The organism is Bradyrhizobium sp. LA6.8, from assembly GCF_040547935.1.
In the GTDB taxonomy this organism is placed as follows: domain Bacteria; phylum Pseudomonadota; class Alphaproteobacteria; order Rhizobiales; family Xanthobacteraceae; genus Bradyrhizobium; species Bradyrhizobium barranii.
Genome location: NZ_JBEPQQ010000001.1, coordinates 1319669 through 1339094, shown reverse-complemented (window position 1 = coordinate 1339094; position 19426 = coordinate 1319669). Strand labels below are relative to the sequence as shown.

The 19426-nt window shown below is 65.1% G+C and carries 23 protein-coding genes; 9 read left to right on the top strand and 14 right to left on the bottom strand.

Going from position 1 to position 19426, the window contains the following annotated elements; translation table 11 throughout:
* Positions 1-41: 41 nt before the first annotated feature.
* The 6 genes from fabF to ABIA90_RS05945 all read right to left on the bottom strand — a co-directional run bounded on the left by fabF (position 42) and on the right by ABIA90_RS05945 (position 5578).
* A complete protein-coding gene (gene fabF, locus ABIA90_RS05970; RefSeq protein ID WP_354117597.1) occupies positions 42-1307 on the bottom strand; it encodes a beta-ketoacyl-ACP synthase II in 1266 nt (421 codons plus the stop codon).
* Positions 1308-1415: 108 nt separating this feature from the next.
* Entirely contained in the window at positions 1416-1655 is a 240-nt protein-coding gene (locus ABIA90_RS05965; protein WP_008130699.1) for an acyl carrier protein, read from the bottom strand.
* 307 nt (positions 1656-1962) lie between these two features.
* The gene (fabG, locus tag ABIA90_RS05960) at positions 1963-2700 is read right to left on the bottom strand and encodes a 3-oxoacyl-[acyl-carrier-protein] reductase (RefSeq protein WP_028147729.1); all 738 of its coding nucleotides are present in this window, start codon (positions 2698-2700) and stop codon (positions 1963-1965) included.
* Between the two features lie 12 nt (positions 2701-2712).
* Positions 2713-3672, bottom strand: coding sequence for an ACP S-malonyltransferase (gene fabD, locus ABIA90_RS05955; protein WP_071917506.1), 960 nt, complete (start codon positions 3670-3672; stop codon positions 2713-2715).
* 172 nt (positions 3673-3844) lie between these two features.
* On the bottom strand, positions 3845-4870 hold the full coding sequence (locus tag ABIA90_RS05950; protein ID WP_354117596.1) for a fatty acid desaturase family protein: 1026 nt from the start codon (positions 4868-4870) through the stop codon (positions 3845-3847).
* Between the two features lie 3 nt (positions 4871-4873).
* Complete coding sequence (locus ABIA90_RS05945) at positions 4874-5578, bottom strand: TetR/AcrR family transcriptional regulator C-terminal domain-containing protein (protein WP_085402848.1); 705 nt, start codon at positions 5576-5578, stop codon at positions 4874-4876.
* A 345-nt stretch (positions 5579-5923) separates the two neighbouring features.
* Here ABIA90_RS05945 and rpsF point away from each other — a divergent pair, with 345 nt between their 5' ends.
* The 4 genes from rpsF (at position 5924) to rplI (ending at position 8431) form a co-directional block, all read left to right on the top strand.
* Positions 5924-6430 carry a 30S ribosomal protein S6 gene (gene rpsF / locus ABIA90_RS05940; RefSeq protein ID WP_014495806.1) on the top strand — a complete coding sequence of 169 codons (507 nt, stop codon included), beginning with the start codon at positions 5924-5926 and terminating at the stop codon, positions 6428-6430.
* A gap of 5 nt (positions 6431-6435) precedes the next feature.
* The gene (gene rpsR / locus ABIA90_RS05935; protein WP_007592020.1) at positions 6436-6675 is read left to right on the top strand and encodes a 30S ribosomal protein S18; all 240 of its coding nucleotides are present in this window, start codon (positions 6436-6438) and stop codon (positions 6673-6675) included.
* A gap of 127 nt (positions 6676-6802) precedes the next feature.
* The gene (locus tag ABIA90_RS05930; RefSeq protein ID WP_085402847.1) at positions 6803-7780 is read left to right on the top strand and encodes a YybS family protein; all 978 of its coding nucleotides are present in this window, start codon (positions 6803-6805) and stop codon (positions 7778-7780) included.
* Between the two features lie 48 nt (positions 7781-7828).
* Entirely contained in the window at positions 7829-8431 is a 603-nt protein-coding gene (rplI, locus tag ABIA90_RS05925) for a 50S ribosomal protein L9 (RefSeq protein ID WP_354117595.1), read from the top strand.
* A 36-nt stretch (positions 8432-8467) separates the two neighbouring features.
* Here the strand turns inward: rplI and ABIA90_RS05920 are convergent, their stop codons facing one another.
* The 4 genes from ABIA90_RS05920 to ABIA90_RS05905 all read right to left on the bottom strand — a co-directional run bounded on the left by ABIA90_RS05920 (position 8468) and on the right by ABIA90_RS05905 (position 11253).
* Positions 8468-8935: a PaaI family thioesterase gene (locus ABIA90_RS05920; protein ID WP_085402845.1), complete on the bottom strand. Its 468-nt coding sequence runs from the start codon at positions 8933-8935 to the stop codon at positions 8468-8470.
* Positions 8936-8946: 11 nt separating this feature from the next.
* Entirely contained in the window at positions 8947-9543 is a 597-nt protein-coding gene (locus ABIA90_RS05915; RefSeq protein WP_166095952.1) for a TetR/AcrR family transcriptional regulator, read from the bottom strand.
* A gap of 108 nt (positions 9544-9651) precedes the next feature.
* Positions 9652-10638 carry a hypothetical protein gene (locus tag ABIA90_RS05910; protein ID WP_354117594.1) on the bottom strand — a complete coding sequence of 329 codons (987 nt, stop codon included), beginning with the start codon at positions 10636-10638 and terminating at the stop codon, positions 9652-9654.
* A 312-nt stretch (positions 10639-10950) separates the two neighbouring features.
* Positions 10951-11253 carry a hypothetical protein gene (locus ABIA90_RS05905; RefSeq protein ID WP_223153592.1) on the bottom strand — a complete coding sequence of 101 codons (303 nt, stop codon included), beginning with the start codon at positions 11251-11253 and terminating at the stop codon, positions 10951-10953.
* 442 nt (positions 11254-11695) lie between these two features.
* Here ABIA90_RS05905 and ABIA90_RS05900 point away from each other — a divergent pair, with 442 nt between their 5' ends.
* Together ABIA90_RS05900 and alr are read left to right on the top strand one after the other, a co-directional pair.
* Entirely contained in the window at positions 11696-13204 is a 1509-nt protein-coding gene (locus ABIA90_RS05900; RefSeq protein ID WP_063983703.1) for a replicative DNA helicase, read from the top strand.
* Between the two features lie 46 nt (positions 13205-13250).
* Positions 13251-14528: an alanine racemase gene (gene alr / locus ABIA90_RS05895; RefSeq protein ID WP_166353924.1), complete on the top strand. Its 1278-nt coding sequence runs from the start codon at positions 13251-13253 to the stop codon at positions 14526-14528.
* Positions 14529-14688: 160 nt separating this feature from the next.
* On the opposite strand, the gene ABIA90_RS05890 is transcribed toward alr, so the two are convergent.
* Positions 14689-14907 (bottom strand): cysteine rich repeat-containing protein, encoded by a 219-nt coding sequence (locus tag ABIA90_RS05890; RefSeq protein WP_354117593.1) that lies wholly within the window; start codon positions 14905-14907, stop codon positions 14689-14691.
* 40 nt (positions 14908-14947) lie between these two features.
* Here ABIA90_RS05890 and ABIA90_RS05885 point away from each other — a divergent pair, with 40 nt between their 5' ends.
* Entirely contained in the window at positions 14948-15724 is a 777-nt protein-coding gene (locus ABIA90_RS05885) for an exodeoxyribonuclease III (protein WP_354117592.1), read from the top strand.
* Between the two features lie 142 nt (positions 15725-15866).
* On the opposite strand, the gene ABIA90_RS05880 is transcribed toward ABIA90_RS05885, so the two are convergent.
* The 3 genes from ABIA90_RS05880 to ABIA90_RS05870 form a co-directional block, all read right to left on the bottom strand.
* Complete coding sequence (locus ABIA90_RS05880; protein WP_354117591.1) at positions 15867-16682, bottom strand: DUF4886 domain-containing protein; 816 nt, start codon at positions 16680-16682, stop codon at positions 15867-15869.
* Positions 16683-16779: 97 nt separating this feature from the next.
* Positions 16780-17148, bottom strand: coding sequence for a GFA family protein (locus tag ABIA90_RS05875; RefSeq protein ID WP_354117590.1), 369 nt, complete (start codon positions 17146-17148; stop codon positions 16780-16782).
* 77 nt (positions 17149-17225) lie between these two features.
* Entirely contained in the window at positions 17226-17543 is a 318-nt protein-coding gene (locus tag ABIA90_RS05870; protein WP_063983710.1) for a hypothetical protein, read from the bottom strand.
* Positions 17544-17723: 180 nt separating this feature from the next.
* Between ABIA90_RS05870 and ABIA90_RS05865 the strand changes: the two genes are divergently transcribed.
* Positions 17724-18464 carry a FadR/GntR family transcriptional regulator gene (locus ABIA90_RS05865; protein WP_208086404.1) on the top strand — a complete coding sequence of 247 codons (741 nt, stop codon included), beginning with the start codon at positions 17724-17726 and terminating at the stop codon, positions 18462-18464.
* Positions 18461-19417 carry an NAD(P)-dependent oxidoreductase gene (locus tag ABIA90_RS05860; RefSeq protein WP_502916623.1) on the top strand — a complete coding sequence of 319 codons (957 nt, stop codon included), beginning with the start codon at positions 18461-18463 and terminating at the stop codon, positions 19415-19417. Before ABIA90_RS05865 ends, ABIA90_RS05860 begins: the two co-directional genes overlap by 4 nt.
* The last annotated feature ends 9 nt before the right edge of the window (positions 19418-19426 follow it).

The following is a 19426-nucleotide window of genomic DNA, read 5'->3' as shown; positions in this document are numbered from 1 at the left end:
CGCCGAATACGGCAAAACAGTGGATTCGTTTCAAACGCAAACTAATGAACCAGGCGGCGGAAGATCACCGACGCGTTGGTACCGCCAAAACCGAAAGAATTCGACAACGCGACGTTGACCTCGCGCTTCTTCGCAATGTGCGGCACGAGATCGATCGCAGTCTCGACCGACGGATTGTCCAGATTGATGGTCGGCGGCACGACATTATCGCGAATCGCGAGAATGGCGAAGATCGCCTCGATCGCGCCGGCGGCACCAAGGAGATGGCCGGTCGAGGATTTGGTCGAGGACATCGCGACCTTGGAAGCGGCGTTGCCGAGCAGCCGCTCGACCGCACCGAGTTCGATCTCGTCGCCGAGCGGTGTCGAGGTGCCGTGGGCGTTGATGTAGTCGAGATCGGATGCCGTGAGGCCGGCGCGCTTGAGCGCTGCCGCCATGCTGCGGAAGCCGCCATCGCCATCGGGCGACGGCGAGGTGATGTGGTAGGCATCGCCCGAAAGACCGTAGCCGATCACCTCGGCGTAGATCTTGGCGCTGCGGCGCTGAGCGTGCTCGAGTTCTTCCAGGACGAGGACGCCGGCGCCCTCGCCCATCACGAAGCCGTCGCGGTCCTTATCGTAGGGACGCGATGCCTTCTCGGGCGTTTCGTTGAAGCCGGTCGAGAGCGCGCGCGCGGCGTTGAAGCCGGCAATGCCGATACGGCTGATCGGCGACTCGGCGCCACCGGCAACCATGACGTCGGCATCGCCCAGCGCAATCAGACGGGCGGCGTCGCCGACCGCATGTGCACCGGTCGAGCAGGCCGTGACGACCGAATGGTTCGGCCCCTTCAGGCCGTGCGCGATCGAGACGTAGCCGGAGGCAAGATTGATGAGGCGGCCCGGAATGAAGAACGGCGACACCCGGCGCGGTCCGCGCTCCTTCAGGAGGATCGCGGTTTCGGCAATGCCGGTGAGGCCGCCGATGCCGGAACCGATCATGGTGCCGGTCGCACACTTGTCCTCTTCGGTCTCGGGATGCCAGTTGGCATCATCGAGCGCCTGGCCGGCTGCGGCCATGCCGAAGATGATGAAGTCGTCGACCTTGCGCTGGTCCTTCGGCTCCATCCAGGTATCGGGATTGAAAGTATCGTTCGTGCCGTCGCCGCGCACGACGGTGCAGGCGTATTTGGTCTGAAGATCGGAGACATCGAAGCTCTCGATCCTGCGTGCGCCGCTTTCGCCGTTGAGGATGCGTTTCCAGGTCGGTTCGACGCCGCAGCCGAGCGGCGACACCATGCCGAGACCAGTGACGACAACCCGCCTCATATCCGAAAACTCCGCATCGAAAGATTCACGGCCAATAACAAGAAACCGGCTGACCGCTGGTCAGCGGCCCGTCCGGTTTCAATGTTGTCCCCGCGAAAATGAAGAGCCTTAGCTCTTCGCGTTCTTCTCGAGAAACTTCGTGGCGTCGCCGACGGTGAGAATCGTTTCCGCGGCGTCGTCCGGAATCTCGCAACCGAATTCTTCTTCGAACGCCATCACCAGCTCGACGGTGTCCAGACTGTCGGCGCCGAGGTCGTCGATGAAGCTCGCAGCGTCGACAACCTTCTCGGGTTCAACACCAAGGTGTTCGACCACGATCTTCTTAACCCGCTCGCCAATGTCACTCATTGCATAACCTCGTGTTGTTCCCTGTAGACCCGACCCCCCGGGACGATACGAGCCGTCGTGGTCGTTGACTGCCTTCGCTTACGAACTTTGATTGGCCCCATCTTAACCGATGCAGGCCCGGCGAGACGGCCAAGGCTCCGCATCGCCAATATACAGGGTTTCAAAAACCTGCAATGGCGTTCTTTGCCCATCCGTTGAGCGTCCGGTTATCATACTTCAACTGCCTTGACTACAAGCCTCATTTCGCACCGGAAACGGCCGTTTGCCGCATCCCGCACCGCCCTTGTGGGCAGTGCGGAAGGAGACGTCAGATCATGGCCATGCCGCCGTTGACGTGGATGGTTTGTCCCGTGACGTAGGCCGCTTCGTTCGAACTCAGGTAGACGGCGGCGGCTGCGATGTCCTCCGGCGTCCCCAGGCGGGCGGCCGGAACCTTGGCCAGAATCGTCTCGCGCTGCTTGTCGTTGAGCGCATCGGTCATCGGCGTCTTGATGAAGCCCGGCGCGATGCAGTTCGCGGTCACGCCGCGCTTGGCGTATTCGGCACCGAGCGTCTTGATCATGCCGATCAGGCCGGCCTTCGATGCCGTGTAGTTGCCCTGCCCGGGATTGCCGGTGACGCCGACGATCGACGTGATGGCAATGATACGGCCGAAGCGCTTGCGCATCATCAGCTTGGTCGCGGCGCGCGCCAGGCGGAAGGTCGAGGTCAGATTGATATTGATGACCTCCTCCCAGTCCTCGTCACGGAGCTGGACGAAGAGATTGTCGCGGGTGATGCCGGCATTGGCGACGAGAATGTCGACCTGCCCCATCGCGGCTTCCGCGGCGGGCACCAGCGCCTCGACCTCGTCGGCCTTGGAGAGATTGCAGGGCAGCACATGGGTACGCTCACCGAGCTTGCCGGCAAGCTCATCCAGCACTTCCTTGCGCGTTCCGGAAATCGCAACGGTAGCACCCTGCGCGTGCAGCGCCTGCGCGATCGCGCCGCCGATGCCGCCGGTCGCGCCGGTGACGAGCGCCTTTTTGCCAGTCAGGTCGAACATTGAAAAACTCCTTCAGGCCTGCTTCGCAGCGGCCAATGCATCCTTGGCAGCGGCAATGTCGTTGGGACCACCGACCGACACGCCGACAGCGCCGTCCGCAATGCGCTTGACGAGACCCGACAGCACCTTGCCAGCGCCGATCTCGAAGAAGCGGTTGACGCCCTGCCCTGCCATATAGGCAACCGACTCGCGCCAGCGCACCGTGCCGGTGACTTGCTCGACCAGGCGGCGACGGATCTCGTAGGGATCGGTGATGGCGCTCGCCAGCACGTTCGACACCAGCGGCGCCGCCGGCGCCTTGATCGTGACCTTCGCCAGCGCCTCCGCCATGGCGTCGGCGGCGGGCTGCATCAACTTGCAATGGAACGGTGCGGACACCGGCAGCAGCATTGCGCGCTTGGCACCCTTGGTCTTGGCAATCTCGACGGCGCGATCGACCGCAGCCTTGTCGCCGGAGACGACCACCTGCCCGCCGCCATTGTCGTTGGCGGCCTGGCAGACCTGGCCCTGTGCCGCCTCGCCTGCGACCTCCATAGCGGCCTCGTAGTCGAGACCAAGGAGAGCGGCCATCGCGCCGGCGCCGACCGGCACGGCTTTTTGCATTGCGAGACCGCGGGTGCGAAGCAACCGCGCGGTATCCGAGATCGTCAGGCTGCCGGCCGCAGCCAGCGCCGAATATTCACCGAGCGAGTGGCCGGCGACGAAGGCCGCATCCCGCCCCACGGAAAACCCGGCTTCGGCCTCCAGCACGCGCAGCGTGGCGACAGATACCGCCATCAGCGCCGGCTGGGCGTTCTCGGTAAGCTGGAGCGTTTCTGCAGGACCATCCCAGATGATCGCCGTCAGCTTCTCCCCAAGCGCGGCATCGACCTCGTCGAACACGGCGCGTGCCACCGGAAAGGCGTCGGCCAGGGCCTTGCCCATGCCAACCGCCTGGGACCCCTGCCCTGGAAATGTGAATGCTGCCGTCATCGGCGCTCCCTGCTTGTCGGGCGTGATCCCTGCGAGAACCGGCAGCCGATGACGCACGGCCTTAGGCCATGGTTCCGGATCATGCTCCAAAGGGGGCCGTAGACACTGTCCGGGGCCGGAATGTCAAGCCAAGATAGGAACTTCGCCCGGGATTCAACGGGGAATGCTGGCCCTAGAATCCACCATTGGTCTGATTGGCGTCGACCGCCGCCCCTGCCTGCGCGCGGCGCGCGCTGCTCACGAGTTGCCCCGGCCGGTCATCCCGGTCCGGCTTCGCGGTCGCGAGCCGCAGCACCGCGGCGTAGCCCGGCTGCACCTCCATGCGGTCGGCGTGCCGGCTCGCGCTCAGCAGGCGATGCACCTTCGGCAGGTTGTAGCAGGGCACGTAGAACAGGAGATGATGCTCGAGGTGATAGTTCACGTAGTACGGTGCGATGAACAGCCGCTCGAGGAAATTCGCATGCGTGGTGCGGGTGTTGCGCAAGGGATCGCTGCTGTCTGGCACGACGGCGTGCTCGGCGATGTTGCGGATGCGGGTGATGACCATCATCCAGGTCAACAGCGGCACCAACCATAGCAGCGGATAGGCCCACCACACGCCGGCTGCCGCGAGCGCTGCGAACATCGCGGCATTGGCGAGGCATTGCGGGCCGAGTTTCTCCCAGAAATGCGCCGCGCGCTGCCGCAACGTCCAGTCCTTCGGCCCGAGCGCATTGAGCAGTTGCGCCTTGCGCTGCTGGTAGCCGGTCTGCCCGGTGATGTCGCGAATGAACTTGCGGCGATAGCTCAGCCTGGTGATCGGAAACGGCGCCGACAGCACGAGATCGGGGTCGTCCTCCTGCTGGGTGCGCGCGTGATGCTGAAGGTGGTAGCGCCGATAGCTGCGCGTCTCCGCGAAGAGAGGATAGGCGCAGAACCATTGGCTCAGGGCCAGATTGGTCTTCTCGTCAGCGGACAGGCAGCCATGCGCGCCGTCATGCATCAGGATCGCGAGCCCGAGCTGGCGCGAACCGATGATGGTAACGGCGAGAATGTAGGTGATCGGATTGGGCCACCACGCGACCAAAGCGATCGCTGCGACAATGAGTGCCCAGGCGTGGGCGATCAGCGCGACGCCTTTCCAGGTCACGCGCTGGCGCACGTCGGCGAGTTGATCGTCGGTCAGGAAATCGCGGGCACGCATGCGAAGTGCGGTCATGGCCTAACCCTCCTCATTCGAACTGCCAGATGCGTCGCGCTCGTCGACCAGACGGAGCCGCGCCGTGTCGCTGGCTGATTTCGCCTGCTCGCCGAGCACACGCAGCATCTCGGCGCACAACTCGTCCGGCGACCGGCCCATCGCGTACCCCTCGAGAATGACGCCGATGGCGACGGCCCAGAACCGCCGCGAGCTTTCGTCGGGCGCACGCAGGGAGCGCCAGCCGTGCCGCGCGACCTGGCTCGCATAGGCGCGTGCGCCTTCACCGTGCAGGCGCTCGATGGTGCGCTCGACCAGCGGCGCAAGATCCTGGCGCCGGCGGGTCAGCGTCAGCGCCTCGGCGAAGAAGGCGACCGAATCGCTCGCCGTCACGGTCTCGGCCAGCGCACGGGTGTAGTCCCGCGGCGTGCGCGCTTTCAGCGCTGCCTGCTCCGTCGCCCGCGCCAGATACAGCAGCTCGCGGCAGGCGCATTCGACGAACAGCGCCTCCTTGGTGCGGAAGTAATAGGTGATCTGGCTCGGGAACGCGTCCGCGGCGGCGGCAATGTCGGTGATGGCCGTGCCGGACAGCCCCCGCTCCCTGAACAGCGGGCTCGCCGCATCCAGCAGCAGCGACCGCATCTTGCGGCCGGCCGAGCGCGTGGCCCGGGCAGCATGCTTGGGGTCGCCAGCCGCCTCTAACGGCTCATGGACCGACTTTTCCGCCATTGGCGTCCTCTGCGTTGATTTATTTGTATGCTATACAAACAAATAAATCAAGGTGGTATGGTCCGCAAGGACCGGCCCCGCTGCCCGCACCGGAACCATCTGAGGCCGAAAGCACGGCCTCCAACCTTGCAAAGCCGGCCAAAATCCGTATAAGCGCGCCATCCGCAGACCCCGGCCGGGAGCTGAACGGACGGTCTCAGCAAATCCTTCGTGATTTTGGTGTGGCAGGGCCAGTCGGCCCGTCGTCCCGTGTTTCCGCCTTCTGAGCTTAATCCCAGAGTCCTTTCCGAAGGCCTCTTAAGGGCTTGACGCCGGGCGATGCGCCAACATGAGGAAAGGACCATTATGGCTCTCTATGAGCATGTTTTTCTCGCGCGCCAAGACGCGAGCACGCAGCAGGTCGAAGAGCTGACTGCGCAGATGACCGGCATCGTCGAGGGTCTCGGCGGCAAGGTCACCAAGACCGAGAATTGGGGCGTTCGCTCCCTCACCTACCGCATGAACAAGAACCGCAAGGCGCACTTCGTGCTGCTCAACATCGACGCGCCGTCCGCGGCGATCGCCGAGATCGAGCGCCAGGAGCGCATCAGCGAAGACGTGATCCGCTATCTCAGCGTTCGCGTCGAGGAGCTCGAGGAAGGTCCGTCGGCGATGATGCGCAAGGCTGACCGTGACCGCGAGCGTGACGACCGTGGCGGCGGCTTCCGCGGCGATCGTGAAGGCGGTGGCTTCCGTGGCGACCGCGAGGGTGGTTTCCGTGGCGGCGATCGCGACGGTGGTGGCTTCCGCGGTGACCGCGGTCCGCGCCGTCCGCGTGACGAAGCTGAAACGACAACGCCGGATGCGGAGTAAGATCAATGGCTGAAGCTGGTGCACGCCGTCCGTTTTTCCGTCGTCGCAAGAGCTGCCCGTTCACGGGCGCAAACGCTCCGAAGATCGACTACAAGGACTCCAAGCTCTTGATGCGCTACGTCTCCGAGCGCGGCAAGATCGTGCCGAGCCGCATCACCGCGGTGTCGGCCAAGAAGCAGCGTGAGCTTGCCCGCGCCATCAAGCGCGCGCGGTTCCTGGGCCTGCTGCCCTACGTCATTCGCTAAGACGAATTCGGCCGGCGGCGACATCGCCGCCGGCCGCGCTTTTTGGTTTCATAAGGCTTCCGGGTCGTCCGGTCGCCGATGGTTGGGGCGAGATGCCTCTAACCGCTCGAAGGGAGCGGGACAGCTGATGATGACTCTTGGACTGATAGCCCTGATCGCCGGCGCTGCGTCGGCCCTGATGTTCGCCTCGATCGTGTCGGGCGCGCTGATCTCGCTCGTCCTGTTCTATCTCGCGCCGCTGCCGCTGATGGTCGCCTCGATCGGCTGGGGCCCGCTTTGCGCGAGCCTCGGCGGCATCGCCGCTGCGATCGGCCTCGGGGCCCTGTTCGGCCTGCCCTACTGCATCGCCTTTGCCGTCACCGTCGCGCTGCCCGCGTGGTGGCTCGGCCATCTCGTCCTGCTCAGCCGGCGCCTTGGACCCGTCGCGCCGGAAGCCACCACCGAGCCGCCGGCCGAGCCCGAGCTCGAATGGTATCCGGTCGGCCGCATCCTGCTGTGGATCGCGGGCTTCGCCGCGCTGACCACGATCGCCGCCCTGCTCACCCTCGGCACCGACGCCGAGACCATCACCGGCACGCTGCGGCGCGGCTTGATGCGTCTGCTCCGCACCGCCGACCCGCAGACGTCAGGCGAAGCCGGTCAGTTCGTCGACGCGCTGGTGCTCATCGCTCCGGCCGCTGCCACCATCGTCGCGATGATGACGCTCACCCTCAATCTCTGGCTCAGCGGCAAGATAACGGCGACATCTGGCCGCCTGCTGCGTCCGTGGCCGGACATGATGACGGCCGAGCTGCCGCCGATGACGCTGGTGGCGCTCTGCATCGCGCTCGCGTTCTGCTTCACCGGCGGGTTGCTCGCGATGGTCGCGCAGATCACGACGGCGGCGCTGATGATGGGCTATGCGCTGACCGGTTTTGCCGTGCTGCATACGCTGACGCTGGCGCTGAAGAGCCGCACCTTCTGGCTCGGCTCGACCTATGCCGTCGTCGTGGTGTTCGGCTGGCCCGTCATCGCGATGGTGATCCTCGGCCTCGCGGATGCCGTGTTCGGCTTCCGCGAGCGCTTCCTGCGCAGCCGCCAGCCACCGCCGCTGCCGACCTCTTAAGTTCAACCCCAAAACCCAACTCACTCAACACTTCAAAGGAGAACGAATATGGAAGTCATTTTGCTGGAACGCGTGAGCAAGCTCGGCCAGATGGGCGAAGTCGTGAAGGTTCGCGACGGCTATGCCCGCAATTTCCTGCTCAAGCGCGGCAAGGCGCTGCGCGCCACCGCCGACAACCGCGCCAAGTACGACGGCATGAAGGCCGATCTCGAGGCTCGCAACCTCCAGTCCAAGGGCGAGGCGTCCAAGGTCGCCGAGAAGATCCAAGGCAAGAACATCATCGTGATCCGTCAGGCTTCCGAAGCCGGCCAGCTGTTCGGCTCGGTCACGGTGCGCGACGTCGTCATTGCGTTTGAAGCCGACGGTGTCTCGCTTGAGCGCCCGCAAGTGCAGCTCGACGCGCCGATCAAGACCATCGGCAAGCACACCATCAGCGTCGCCGTTCACCCCGAGGTCGAGGTCGAGGTTTCCGTCACGGTTGCGCGCAGCCAGGACGAGGCCGAGCGCATCAACCGCGGCGAGGACATCTCGACCCGCAACGAGGACCGCGATGCGGCCGCCGAAGCGATCGCCGCCGCCGGCGAGTTCTTCGATCCGGAAGCCCAGCAGGACGACGAGCCGGCGCCGGCTGCGGACGAGACCGAGAAGTAAGACCCGCGTTCGCGCAGGTTGCGACGCCCGGCCGCCTCAGGCGGCCGGGCTTTTCGTTTTCGCGGCGACGTCCTCGCTCAGCATCGCGATCGAGGCGAGCGCAGTTGCCGTATGCTTCTCGACACCGTCGTTGACGCAAAACACGTCGGCCGCGACCACCGAGACCTGGCGGCCCGGCTTGATCACCCTGGCCCGACAGATCAGCTTCTCGCCGACCGCCGGCGACAACAGATTGAGCTTGTATTCCGCCGTCAACGCCGGCTGGCCGCGCGAGGTGGCCGCTGCGATCGTCGTGGCGTTGTCGACCAGGAAGGCGGTGACGCCGCCGTGGAAGAAGCCGTGCTGCTGGAGCAGCTCGGGCCGGCGCGCGACCGCAATCGTGCAGGTGCCGCGCGACAATTCCGAGAGCTCGGCGCCCACCAGGTTCATAAAACCCTGCCGGCCGACATTGGCGTGGATGCGCTCGGCGATCGGACCGAATTCGGGATCTGCTTCGGCTCGCATGCGGCTTCTCCTTATTGCTTGTGGATGCGATCGGGCGGGCGCAGCGCACGGTTGGCGCAGGTGACAAGCGTGTCGGCTTCGCTGCGCGGATCGGCGCGGTCACGTCCCGAGAGAAAGGCGCGGCAGAAGATCTGGGCAGGGCCGATGAGCTGGCTGACGAACATCACAGGCGTCATCGGCAAAAGCTCGCCGCCGGCAACCAACGGCGCGCGCCAGCGCTCGATGCCTTCGGCAAGGCGCGCGTTCTGCGCGCGCTGGGCGTCGCGGACGTCCTCGCCCCATTCGCTGCGCGAGATCTCGAAGAGATAGCGGGCCTCGCGCCGGCTCGACACCACCCAGTCGAGATGGGCCCGGATCAGCCGATCGATGCCCTGCCCGGCATTGGGCATCGGATCGAGCGCGGCCAGCACTGCGGCGTGATAGTGCCGCAGCACCTCCAGGAACAGCGCACCGGCCAGTTCCTTCTTCGATCCGAAGACATGAAAGAAGCTGCCGTTGGAGGCGCGTGCCCGGGCGCGGATCGCGGCCACCGTCGCAGCTTCGAAGCCGACGCGGTCGAATACGAAAAGCCCGGCCGCCAACAGGTCGTCACGCACGCTCGTCGTCATCGACGCCTCCTGGAGCATCACTCTAGAGTAACGCTCTAATTGCGGTCAAGACGATGCGAAGGCCGCGATGCGTGCGGCCTTCGCAAATCGACGGAAAATCTGGCTCGCTTAGCGCGAAATCGGCGGTGTGGGCGGACCGGACGAGTCGGCTGGCGCCGCGGGCGGGGCCGCAGCGGTCGCGGGCGGTGCAGGCTCCTGCGGCTTGGCTGCCGGTTCGGAGCTCGCGGCCGGCTTGGGAGCAGCCTCCTCCGCCGGCTTGGCCTCGGCGGGCTTCGCGGCGGCAGACGGTGCAGCAGGCGTGACCTGCGGTACCGGATCGGGCCGCAGCGCCGGCGTATCGCTGCCGCGCGGCTCGACCTTGGCACTTTCCGGCCTGGCTTCAGCGGGCTTCTCTGCCGGCTTGTTCTCAGGCTTCGCCTCGTCACGGCCGGGCTCGACCTTGGCCGTGTCGGGCTTGGTGTCGGACTTGGTCTCGGCCTTCGGCTCGCTCTTCTTGTCTTCAATGGCCGGCGCGGCGGCGTCGACCTTCGGGGCTTCCTCGGTCCCGGGCTTGGCGCGACGCTTGGCTTTGCGTCCCTCGGGCGCTGCCTGGCCCTCGGGTCTCGCACCTTCCTTCGATCCCTCCTCGGGTGGCCGTGCCGCGCGCTTCTGACGGGCGCCCTCGGGCGCGGGAGCGGCAGCCTCGCCGTCCGGCTTGGCGGCGTCCTGGGAGCGCTGGCGGCGCCCCTGATGCTCCGGCCCCTGGCCGGGCGCGGTATTGGCTTCCTTCTCCTTGGCGCCGTCCTTTTTGTCCTTGCCGTCCTTGGCCTGGTAGCGGGTGTCGGTGGCACCGTTGGAGACGAGGTAGGACGCGAGCACGCCGGCCATGTCGGAGCTGGTCGTGTAGTGCTGGCGCAGGAAGCCCGGCAGCGAGCCCGGCGCCACCGTCTTCAACAGACCGCGCGGGCTCTTGTGGCAGGCACTGCAGGTCTGCGCGAAAAGCTGGGATGGGGCCTTGCCGGCCTCGAGGTTCGTCGCCTGCGCAAGGACGGTATCGGTCGCGCCGAAGCCGATCAGAAGCAATACCGTCGCGAGGCTGAGCGCTCGGCTCGACATTCCCATCATCTCCATTGAATTTACGCGAATGCAGCCGGCATAAGGCGCGGCGGCGGGTCACCTTTTAGCGGATTGAGCCGCGAATGGAAGCAGCCTCCACACGCAAGGATGTGATTAAGCACTTTTGGAATATCGGCTGTGATCACAGCGCAATAGCGCTGCAGCTTGTTCGAGTGCCGGTGGCCTCGTGAGACGACGCGTCGCCTGTCGGAAGCGGCACATCGTCGCAAAGTCACGACGCCGCAGACACCCGTCATCGTGCGCGCGAAGGCGGCGCCGAACCCGGGCCTGACGCTGGTTGGTGAATGAATCCTAATGACGCAGGGTCGAGATCTGGGACGATCGGAAAGAGGCTGTTAACGCCAGTTGCGCCCGCAGGTCCGCGAGGGTCTCGGGCGAGACCGGCTCGCGCCGCACTTCGGGCCGCTCGGCGTGCTGCATGGCCGCGATGAGGCCCGACAGCCAAAGCCGGCTGGCCGCCTCGCTTCGCCAATTCTGCTGCCGTTCTGGCCGCATCGCTCGCCTCGTTCCCTGGTGGCGGGAGACAACCCCCCGACCGCCTTCCTGTTCCGGGTCGTACCCCGAAAGAATCCGGGGAGATGTGATCTGTTTCACATAAGTCTCGTCGGGCCCGGCTTAGACCGTCGCCATGAGCAAGCGGACCCAAACCTCATTCGACGTGCAGGACGACCTCCGCACCGATTACGCTCTGATCGCCACCGGCGTCGGAGCGGCCCTGGTTGCGCTGGTCTACCTCCTGCTGGTCTGAATCCGAGCCCAAGGCTCCCGGCGTGCGTCATTTCGCGCGCTTCTTGATACGTCTGCGCGCCAATCCATTAGGTTCATGTCACCCGGAGTTTTCCGTGGCGCGGTCACGGCCGCTTCCGGGACGGGCGAGTTCCGCAAAAACCGTCAAGCGCGGCGCGTGCCGCGGCTGCCAATCATCCACCATTTTAACTGAGCGGTTGATAGCGGTCAGCTTTTGCTTCCGCTTTGGCCTGAGGCGGCGCTTTATCCCGGCCCCGTATCCGCCCCAGAAAATTGCTAACGCTCGACCATGGCCCTGACTGATTCGAACGTCCTCAAACTCGCGCCCGAGCCCGGAACTCCGGCGTATCGGAGCGCGCCGCATAATATCGAGGCGGAACAGAGCCTTCTCGGCGCGATCCTGGTCAACAACGACGCCTTCTACCGCGTCTCCGACTTCCTCGAGCCGAAGCATTATTTCGAGCCGCTGCATCAGACCATCTACGAGACGGCCAGCAGCCTGATCCGGATGGGCAAGATCGCCACGCCCGTCACGCTGAAGACGTTCCTCCCCGCCGACACCGATGTCGGCGGCATGACCATCGGGCAATATCTGGCGCGGCTCGCGGCGGAAGCGACCACCATCATCAACGCCCAGGACTACGGCCGCACCATCTATGATCTGGCGCTGCGACGCGACCTGATTGGCATCGGCGAGGACATGGTCAATGTCGCCTATGACGCGCCGGTCGACTTCGCGCCGCGGGCGCAGATCGAGGACGCCGAGCGCCGCCTGTACGAACTCGCCGAATCCGGCCGTTATGACGGCGGCTTCCAGAAATTCTCGCAGGCGTTGGCGGTCGCGGTCGATCTCGCGGCCAAAGCGTTCCAGCGCGATGGAAAGCTGTCCGGCATCTCGACCGGCATGCGCGACCTCGACACCAAGATGGGCGGCCTCCAGCACTCCGACCTCATCATTGTGGCCGGACGCCCGGGCATGGGCAAGACTTCGCTGGCGACCAACGTCGCCTACAACGTCGCCAAGGCCTATGTCGGCGAGGTCCAGGCTGACGGCACCATGAAGGCCGCCAATGGCGGCGTGATCGGCTTCTTCTCCTGCGAAATGTCGGCCGACCAGCTCGCCACGCGTATCGTCGCCGAGCGCACCGGCATTCCCTCCTCCCACATCCGCCGCGGCGGCATCTCGGAAGCCGATTTCGACAAGATCCGGGAAGTCTCGATCGAGCTGCAGTCGCTGCCGTTCTATGTCGACGCGACCGGCGGCCTGTCGATCGCGCAGCTGATGGCACGCGCGCGCCGGCTGAAGCGGCAGAAGGGCCTCGATCTCCTCGTGATCGACTACATCCAGCTGCTCTCCGGATCCGGCAAGCGGAGTGACAACCGAGTACAGGAAATCACGGAGATCACGACCAGCCTGAAGGCGCTGGCCAAGGAGCTCAACGTTCCCGTGATCGCGCTGTCCCAGCTCTCACGCCAAGTCGAATCCCGCGACGACAAACGGCCGCAGCTCTCCGACTTGCGTGAATCCGGATCAATCGAGCAGGACGCCGACGTCGTCCTGTTCGTTTACCGCGAGGAATATTACCTCGCGATGAAGGAGCCCCGCCCAGGCACGCCTGAACACGAGAAGTGGCAGCTTGACATGAGTCTTGCGCACGGAAAAGCCGAGGTCATCATCGGCAAGCAGCGCCACGGCCCGACCGGCACCGTCGATTTGGCGTTCGAAGCCTCGGTCACCAGGTTCGGCGACCTCGCGCCTGACAGTCAGTTGCCGGTTCGCAGCGGCAACGACTACTGAGTTCCTTGAACCAGACCGGCCTCTTGCGTAAAACGGCGCCATGACAATGGCGTCCGACCCGAAAATGATCCCGCAATCCGGCCTCCTCTCCGCGGAGGCCAATCAGGCTGCCGCGCTCGCAGCCTATGGCGGCGTGCTCACCGTCGATCTCGACGCCATCATCGCCAATTGGCGCAAGCTCGAGAAGACGGCCGTGCCGGCCGAATGCTCGGCCGTGATCAAGGCCGATGCCTATGGCTGCGGCGCCGCGCAGGTCTCGCGGGCCCTTAGCAAGGCCGGTTGCAAGACCTTCTTCGTCGCCACCATCGAGGAAGCGCGCACTGTGCGCGAAGCCGTGCCGGAAGCCGCGATCTACGTGCTCGGCGGCTATTTCCAGAACACCGGCGAGCACTACGCCAGGATCAATTGCCGGCCGGTGATCGGCGATCTCAACGAGCTTGCCGAATGGGACGTGTTCTGCCGCCGCACCGGCTGGACCGGAGGCGCCGCTGTTCACATCGACACCGGCATGAACCGGCTCGGGCTGACGCTTGCGGACGCGCAGGCCATCATCCCCCGCATCAACGCCGGCGATCACGGCATCACGCTGGTGATGAGCCATCTGGTCTCGGCCGAGCAGCTCAACAGTCCCGTGAATGCAAAACAGCTGGCAACCTTCCGCAGTATCGCCAGCGAATTTTCCGGCGTGCCGGCTGCGCTTGCCAATTCCTCCGGAATCTTCCTCGGCGCGCCCTTCCAGTTCGATCTGGTGCGGCCGGGCGCAGCGCTCTACGGCGTCAATCCAACGCCTGAGGCCGACAACCCGATGCAGCCGGTGCTCGACCTCAAGGCGCGCATCGTGCAGACCCGCAATGTCGAACGCGGCGAGAGCGTCGGCTATGGCGGCACCTGGACCGCGCGGCGGCCGACAAAACTCGCAATCATCGCGGTCGGCTATGCCGACGGCTATTTCCGCGCCGCCAGCTCCAATGACGGCACCCGCGGCGCCGAGGTCGTTGTCGCCGGCAAGCGCTGCCCGGTCGCGGGCCGCGTTTCGATGGACCTCATCGCGATCGACATCACCGACTTGGCCCCGAATGCGGCGCGGCGCGGCCACATGGTGACGCTGCTCGGCGAGGGCATCACCGTCGACGAGCTCGCGCATCATTTCGGCACCATCGGCTACGAGGTGCTGACCAGCCTCGGCCACCGCTACGCCCGCGTCTACAAGGGCGGCAATGAGGTGGAGCCGCTGGTCAAGCCGGAGCCCGCGCCGACGGCCGAGCAGCCGCCCTCCCCGCCGCCGATCGAGCAGCCCGCGAGCCCGCCGCCGCTGCCGTCTTAATCGACGCTCTCGTGCCCCGGACGCAGCGCAGCGCTCTTTCAGCGGTGCGCTGCAGAGCCGGGGCCATCTCTCAACATCGTACCGTGTAGCTATCTGGGGTCCCGGCTCAGCGCAGCAACGCTCACGCGTTGCAGCGCGTCCGGAACACGAGAGTGGGCGCTTACTTCTTCCGGCTGTCGAGCGCCGTCTTGCAGGACGCGCTGAGCTGATCGCGCTTGGCGTTGAGGCAGGCGATGATCTTGCCGCCACCGGGCGCGATGCCGGCGCAGAATTTGTCATAGTCCGCCTTGCACGCGCCGCGCGGATCGGACGATTGTGCCGAAGCCGCTCCGGAGATCGCGACAACGACGACGAAAGCAGCAAAGCTCAACTTGGACATTGTATCTCCGGTGACGGAAGGCAGGAACTCGTAGCTCTACATGAAGATCGCGACATTCAACATCAACAACATCAACCGCCGCCTGCCCAATTTGCTGGCATGGATGCGCGCGGCGAAGCCCGATGTCGTCGCGCTTCAGGAATTGAAGGCAAGTGATGGCGAATTTCCGGCGGCGGCCATCGAAAAGGCCGGCTACGGCGCGGTGTGGTGTGGACAGAAGACGTGGAACGGCGTCGCCATCCTCGCCCGCAATGCCGAACCCATTCTCACGCGCAATCGCTTGCCGGGAAAGCCTGATGATCGCGAAGCCCGCTACATCGAGGCCGCCGTGCGCGGCATCATCGTCACCAGCATTTACCTGCCGAACGGCAATCCGCAGCCGGGGCCGAAATTCGACTTCAAGCTCGACTGGTTCGCGCGCCTCAAGCGCCACGCCAAGACCTTCATCAAGCAGGATCTGCCCGTGGTGCTCGCCGGCGACTACAACGTCGCGCCTGATGAGATCGACATCTATCCGACGCGGTCATGGGACAAGGATGCCTTGATTCAGCCGAAGAGCCGCGCTGCATTTGCCTCGCTCATTGAACAGGGTTGGTGTGATGCGATCCGCGAACTGAATCCGGAGAAACGCATCTACACGTTCTGGGATTACAAGCGAAACCGCTGGCCGCGCGATGCGGGCCTGCGTCTCGATCATCTGCTGCTCAGCCCTGCCCTCGTCTCGCGGCTGGCCAAGGCGGGCGTCGACAGGAAGGTGCGCGGCGAGGACGGGGCGAGCGATCACGCGCCGGCGTGGGTGGTGCTGAAGGAGCGTTGACGGTGCCGTAGGGTGGGCAAAGGCGCTCTTGCGCCGTGCCCACCATCTTCTATCGCGAGTAAGATGGTGGGCACGCTTCCGCCTTCGCTCTTCGAGCTACGGCGGACAAGTCGCTTTGCCCACCCTACGAGATCGCGCCAGATCACCGCCCGTAATAGTCCTGCACCGTATCCCACGCCGCCTTTTGCAGCAGTTGGGTGGTCTCCGCATCCAAGCCCACCGCATAGGAATTGCCGACCGGCGAGCGTCCGGTCAGCGCGGCGAGCGTCACACAGGTTGCCAGGTACGTGCCCGCCGAACTCGGGTGTCGCTTGTCCGGCGCATACAGATTGAGCTCCGGCTGGAGCTTGCGCACGCGCGCGAAGGCGAGGCCTGCAGGAATCACGAGCGCATCATTGGCATTGCCGGCGAGCGTATAGGCCTCGGCCAAGGCTTCCGTCATCTCCGGCTTGTCGGCATAGGCCCAGGACATGAAAAACACCGGCCGCATGCCGTGGGCACGGACGATCTCGCTGTCCTTCTTGGCGAAGGTCGCGAACGCGTCCTTCAATTGCGGATGGATCGGGCACTGGCTGCAATCCATCATGACGACGGCGTCGAACTGCCTGCCCGGCTTGTTGAAGACGACGTTGTTCTGCTCGTCGAAGGAATAGGCGCCGATGCCGCCCGGCCGCAGCAGATTGTCCACGTCGTGCCAATCGAGGCCGGAGCCGCCGATCGTAGCCATGGTGTTGCGGTACGCCGCCTTGTTGTCAGCATCAGCCGCGCGCTCCATGAAGGAGAGATGCCCGGGCATGCCGTTGTTGTAGTAGAAGAAGCTGTTGCCGACGAACAGCGCGGCCTTGGGGAAGTCAGGTCCTGATGTCGTGACCTTCGGTTTGGTCTGCGCCTGCGCGTTGAAGCCGGCTGCAACGGCCAGACACATTGCGAGCATCACTCGCGCAAAAAGACGCATCATGGCTTCCCCCCTTTTTCTCTGGGGCCGGACCAAATCAGCTTTTCAAAATCGCCTCAAGGTCACAGACGCGCAGCGGACATGCGCGCGCCCTGCATGCTCACCACAAATTCCTGCCGTCGATCATGTTCACCGGCACGGCATCGAGATCGAAATCGTCGAACAGGCGCGCGTTCACCGCAACCTTGGGATTGTCGAAATCGGGGTTGCCGGTCGACCAGTCCGGCGACTCCGAATAGGTGCCGCAGCCGCAGCTCGCGCAGAAATGATGTTTGACCGTGCGGCTGCCCCAGAGATAGGTCGCGACGTTTTCCGGCGGCGACAGCAGGCGAAATTGCGCGGGCTTGTAATAGGCCCACAACGCGCCACGCTTGGCGCAGAGTGAGCAGGTGCAGCGCATCACGCTCGCCGGCGCCTCCGTCACCTCGAACACCGTCTCACCGCAATGACAGCTTGCCTCGATCGGCATCGACCCGCTCCCCGTTTTGTCAGGAGATGGTCGTAGCCTGCCCCTGCTGCCAACATGCTGTCAGCAGCGCAACTCGGTCATGGAGCCTCGTTCGCGGACAGCCGCCTGGCGTTCGCGGCCACGTGCTCGCGATAGCGCTGGACGATCGCGGCCGGCGTTGCTCCCGCAAGCAGGCTCGCGGCCGCCTCGAAAGCCGCGGCGATCTTCTCGCTGACCATCAGCACGGCCTCCTGCCGAGCGCCCTCGTCGCCGTGGCTGAGCTTCTCGCAGCGCAGCCGCACCACCTCGCTCGCTTCGACCGCGAGCATCGCGCCCGCATACCAGGGAAAGCCGTTGTCGGATCCGCTGAGCGCCGCATGACGGTCGAGGGCGGAGAAAGAATGATGATCGGGCATCGCGGACCTCAAGTTCTTTGAGTGAGCGTTCCGATCAATACGCCTCAAATTTGAAGGATCCGGCCGGGGAACTGATCGGATTGGCCGCGGCTGCGACACCCGCAATTAACCAAGGCTCTTGACGCCGACACTCTGGTCATCATACTGGTCTGACCAAGATCAGACCAAAAAGAGACCGGGATGGAAGTGAAGCGGGCCGCTGAGGGCGAAAAAGGGTTCGAGAAGGTGTTCGCCTTCCTGCGCGAACGCCTGCTTGCGGGCTCGCTCAAGCCCGGCGACCGCCTGATTTCCGAGCGCGAGCTGGCAACCCTCCTCGGCGTCAGCCGGCCGATCGTCCGCGAGGCGCTGCGCGCCCTCACCGTGCTCGGCATCGTCGAAATCCGCGACCGCATCGGCACCGTGGTGACGCAGCCGGACGTCTCGGTGCTGAACGACTTCTTCACCTTCGCGCTCGCGCAGCAGGCGGACATGCTCGATGACGTCATGCAGGCGCGCGTCGCGATCGAGTGTCAGGCGATCCGGCTCGCGTGCGAGCGCGCCAACATTGCCGATTTCGAACGCTTGCAGCGTGCGCTCGCGAAGATCGGAGAGACGATCGACGAGGCGGATGCCGGCGGCATGGCCGACTTCGAATTCCATCGCGCCATCGTCGTGGCATCGCATTCGGAAACGCTGACGGTCTTGCACGGTTCGCTGGCGGGACTTCTGACGCATTCGCATCGCAGCCGCCGCGAGCTGGTGCAGGCCTTTCCGTCGATGAAGACGTATTTGATCGACGACCACCGGCGCATCTTCGACGCGATCATCGCGCGCGACCCCGAGCGAGCGGATGCGACGCTGCGCAAGCATTTTGCCATCGGCGACGAATACCGCAGGCGCGCCGTCGTCGGCGACATCGACAAGACCAGCGCCTCAGGCTGACCGCGGCAGGCCAACAAGCAAGAAACCAATCAACCAAGAAACGGACGACTGACATGGGACGGAACGACAAGGGCAATGTCGGCTTCATCGGCATCGGCACGATGGGCCGCGAGATGGTGCGCAACCTCCTGGTGGCCGGGCATGCGGTTCGCGTCTTCGATCTCAACGAAGCCGCCTTGGCCGACAGCGTCAAGGAAGGCGCGGCCGGCGCCAACAGCCCCGCCGACGCCGCGCAAGGCGCTGACATCGTCATCACCATGTTGCCCGATACACCCCACGTCGAGGCGACCGTCTACGGCGAACATGGTCTCCTGAAGTCTCCCCCGCCCGGCAAGCTGATCGTCGACATGAGCACGATCTCGCCGGTCGCGGTCCGCCGCATCCATGCCGACCTGCAAAAGGTCGGCGTCAGCTTCATCGACGCGCCGGTCTCTGGCGGGCCCGTGGGGGCCAAGAACGCTGCGCTCTCGATCATGGCCGGCGGCGATGCGGTGGCCTTCGCGCAGGCCGAGCCGTTCTTCCGCGCAATGGGCACGACCATCACGCATGTCGGTGCGTCCGGCGCGGGCCAGACCGTAAAACTCTGCAATCAGCTGATCTGCGGCATCAACATCCAGGCGATCTGCGAGGCGCTGGCGCTCGGACGCGCCTCGGGCCTCGATCTCAATCTGCTGCGTCGCGTTCTGCTCGGTGGCTCCGCCGCGTCCTGGATGCTTGACAAGCTCGGCCCCGCAATGATCGCGGGCGACGTCTCCGCCGGCTTCCGGATCGATCTCCAGCTCAAGGATCTCCGCCTGGTGCAGGAGCACGCACAGGCGCTGAGCGTGCCGCTGCCCGGCACCGCGCTCGTCACCAGCCAGTACGTGGACGCACGCGCGCATGGCGAAGGCAGCAACGGCAATCAGGCGCTGTTCCGCGTCTATGACCGCATGACCAACCAGACCACCGGCTGAACCTGACGG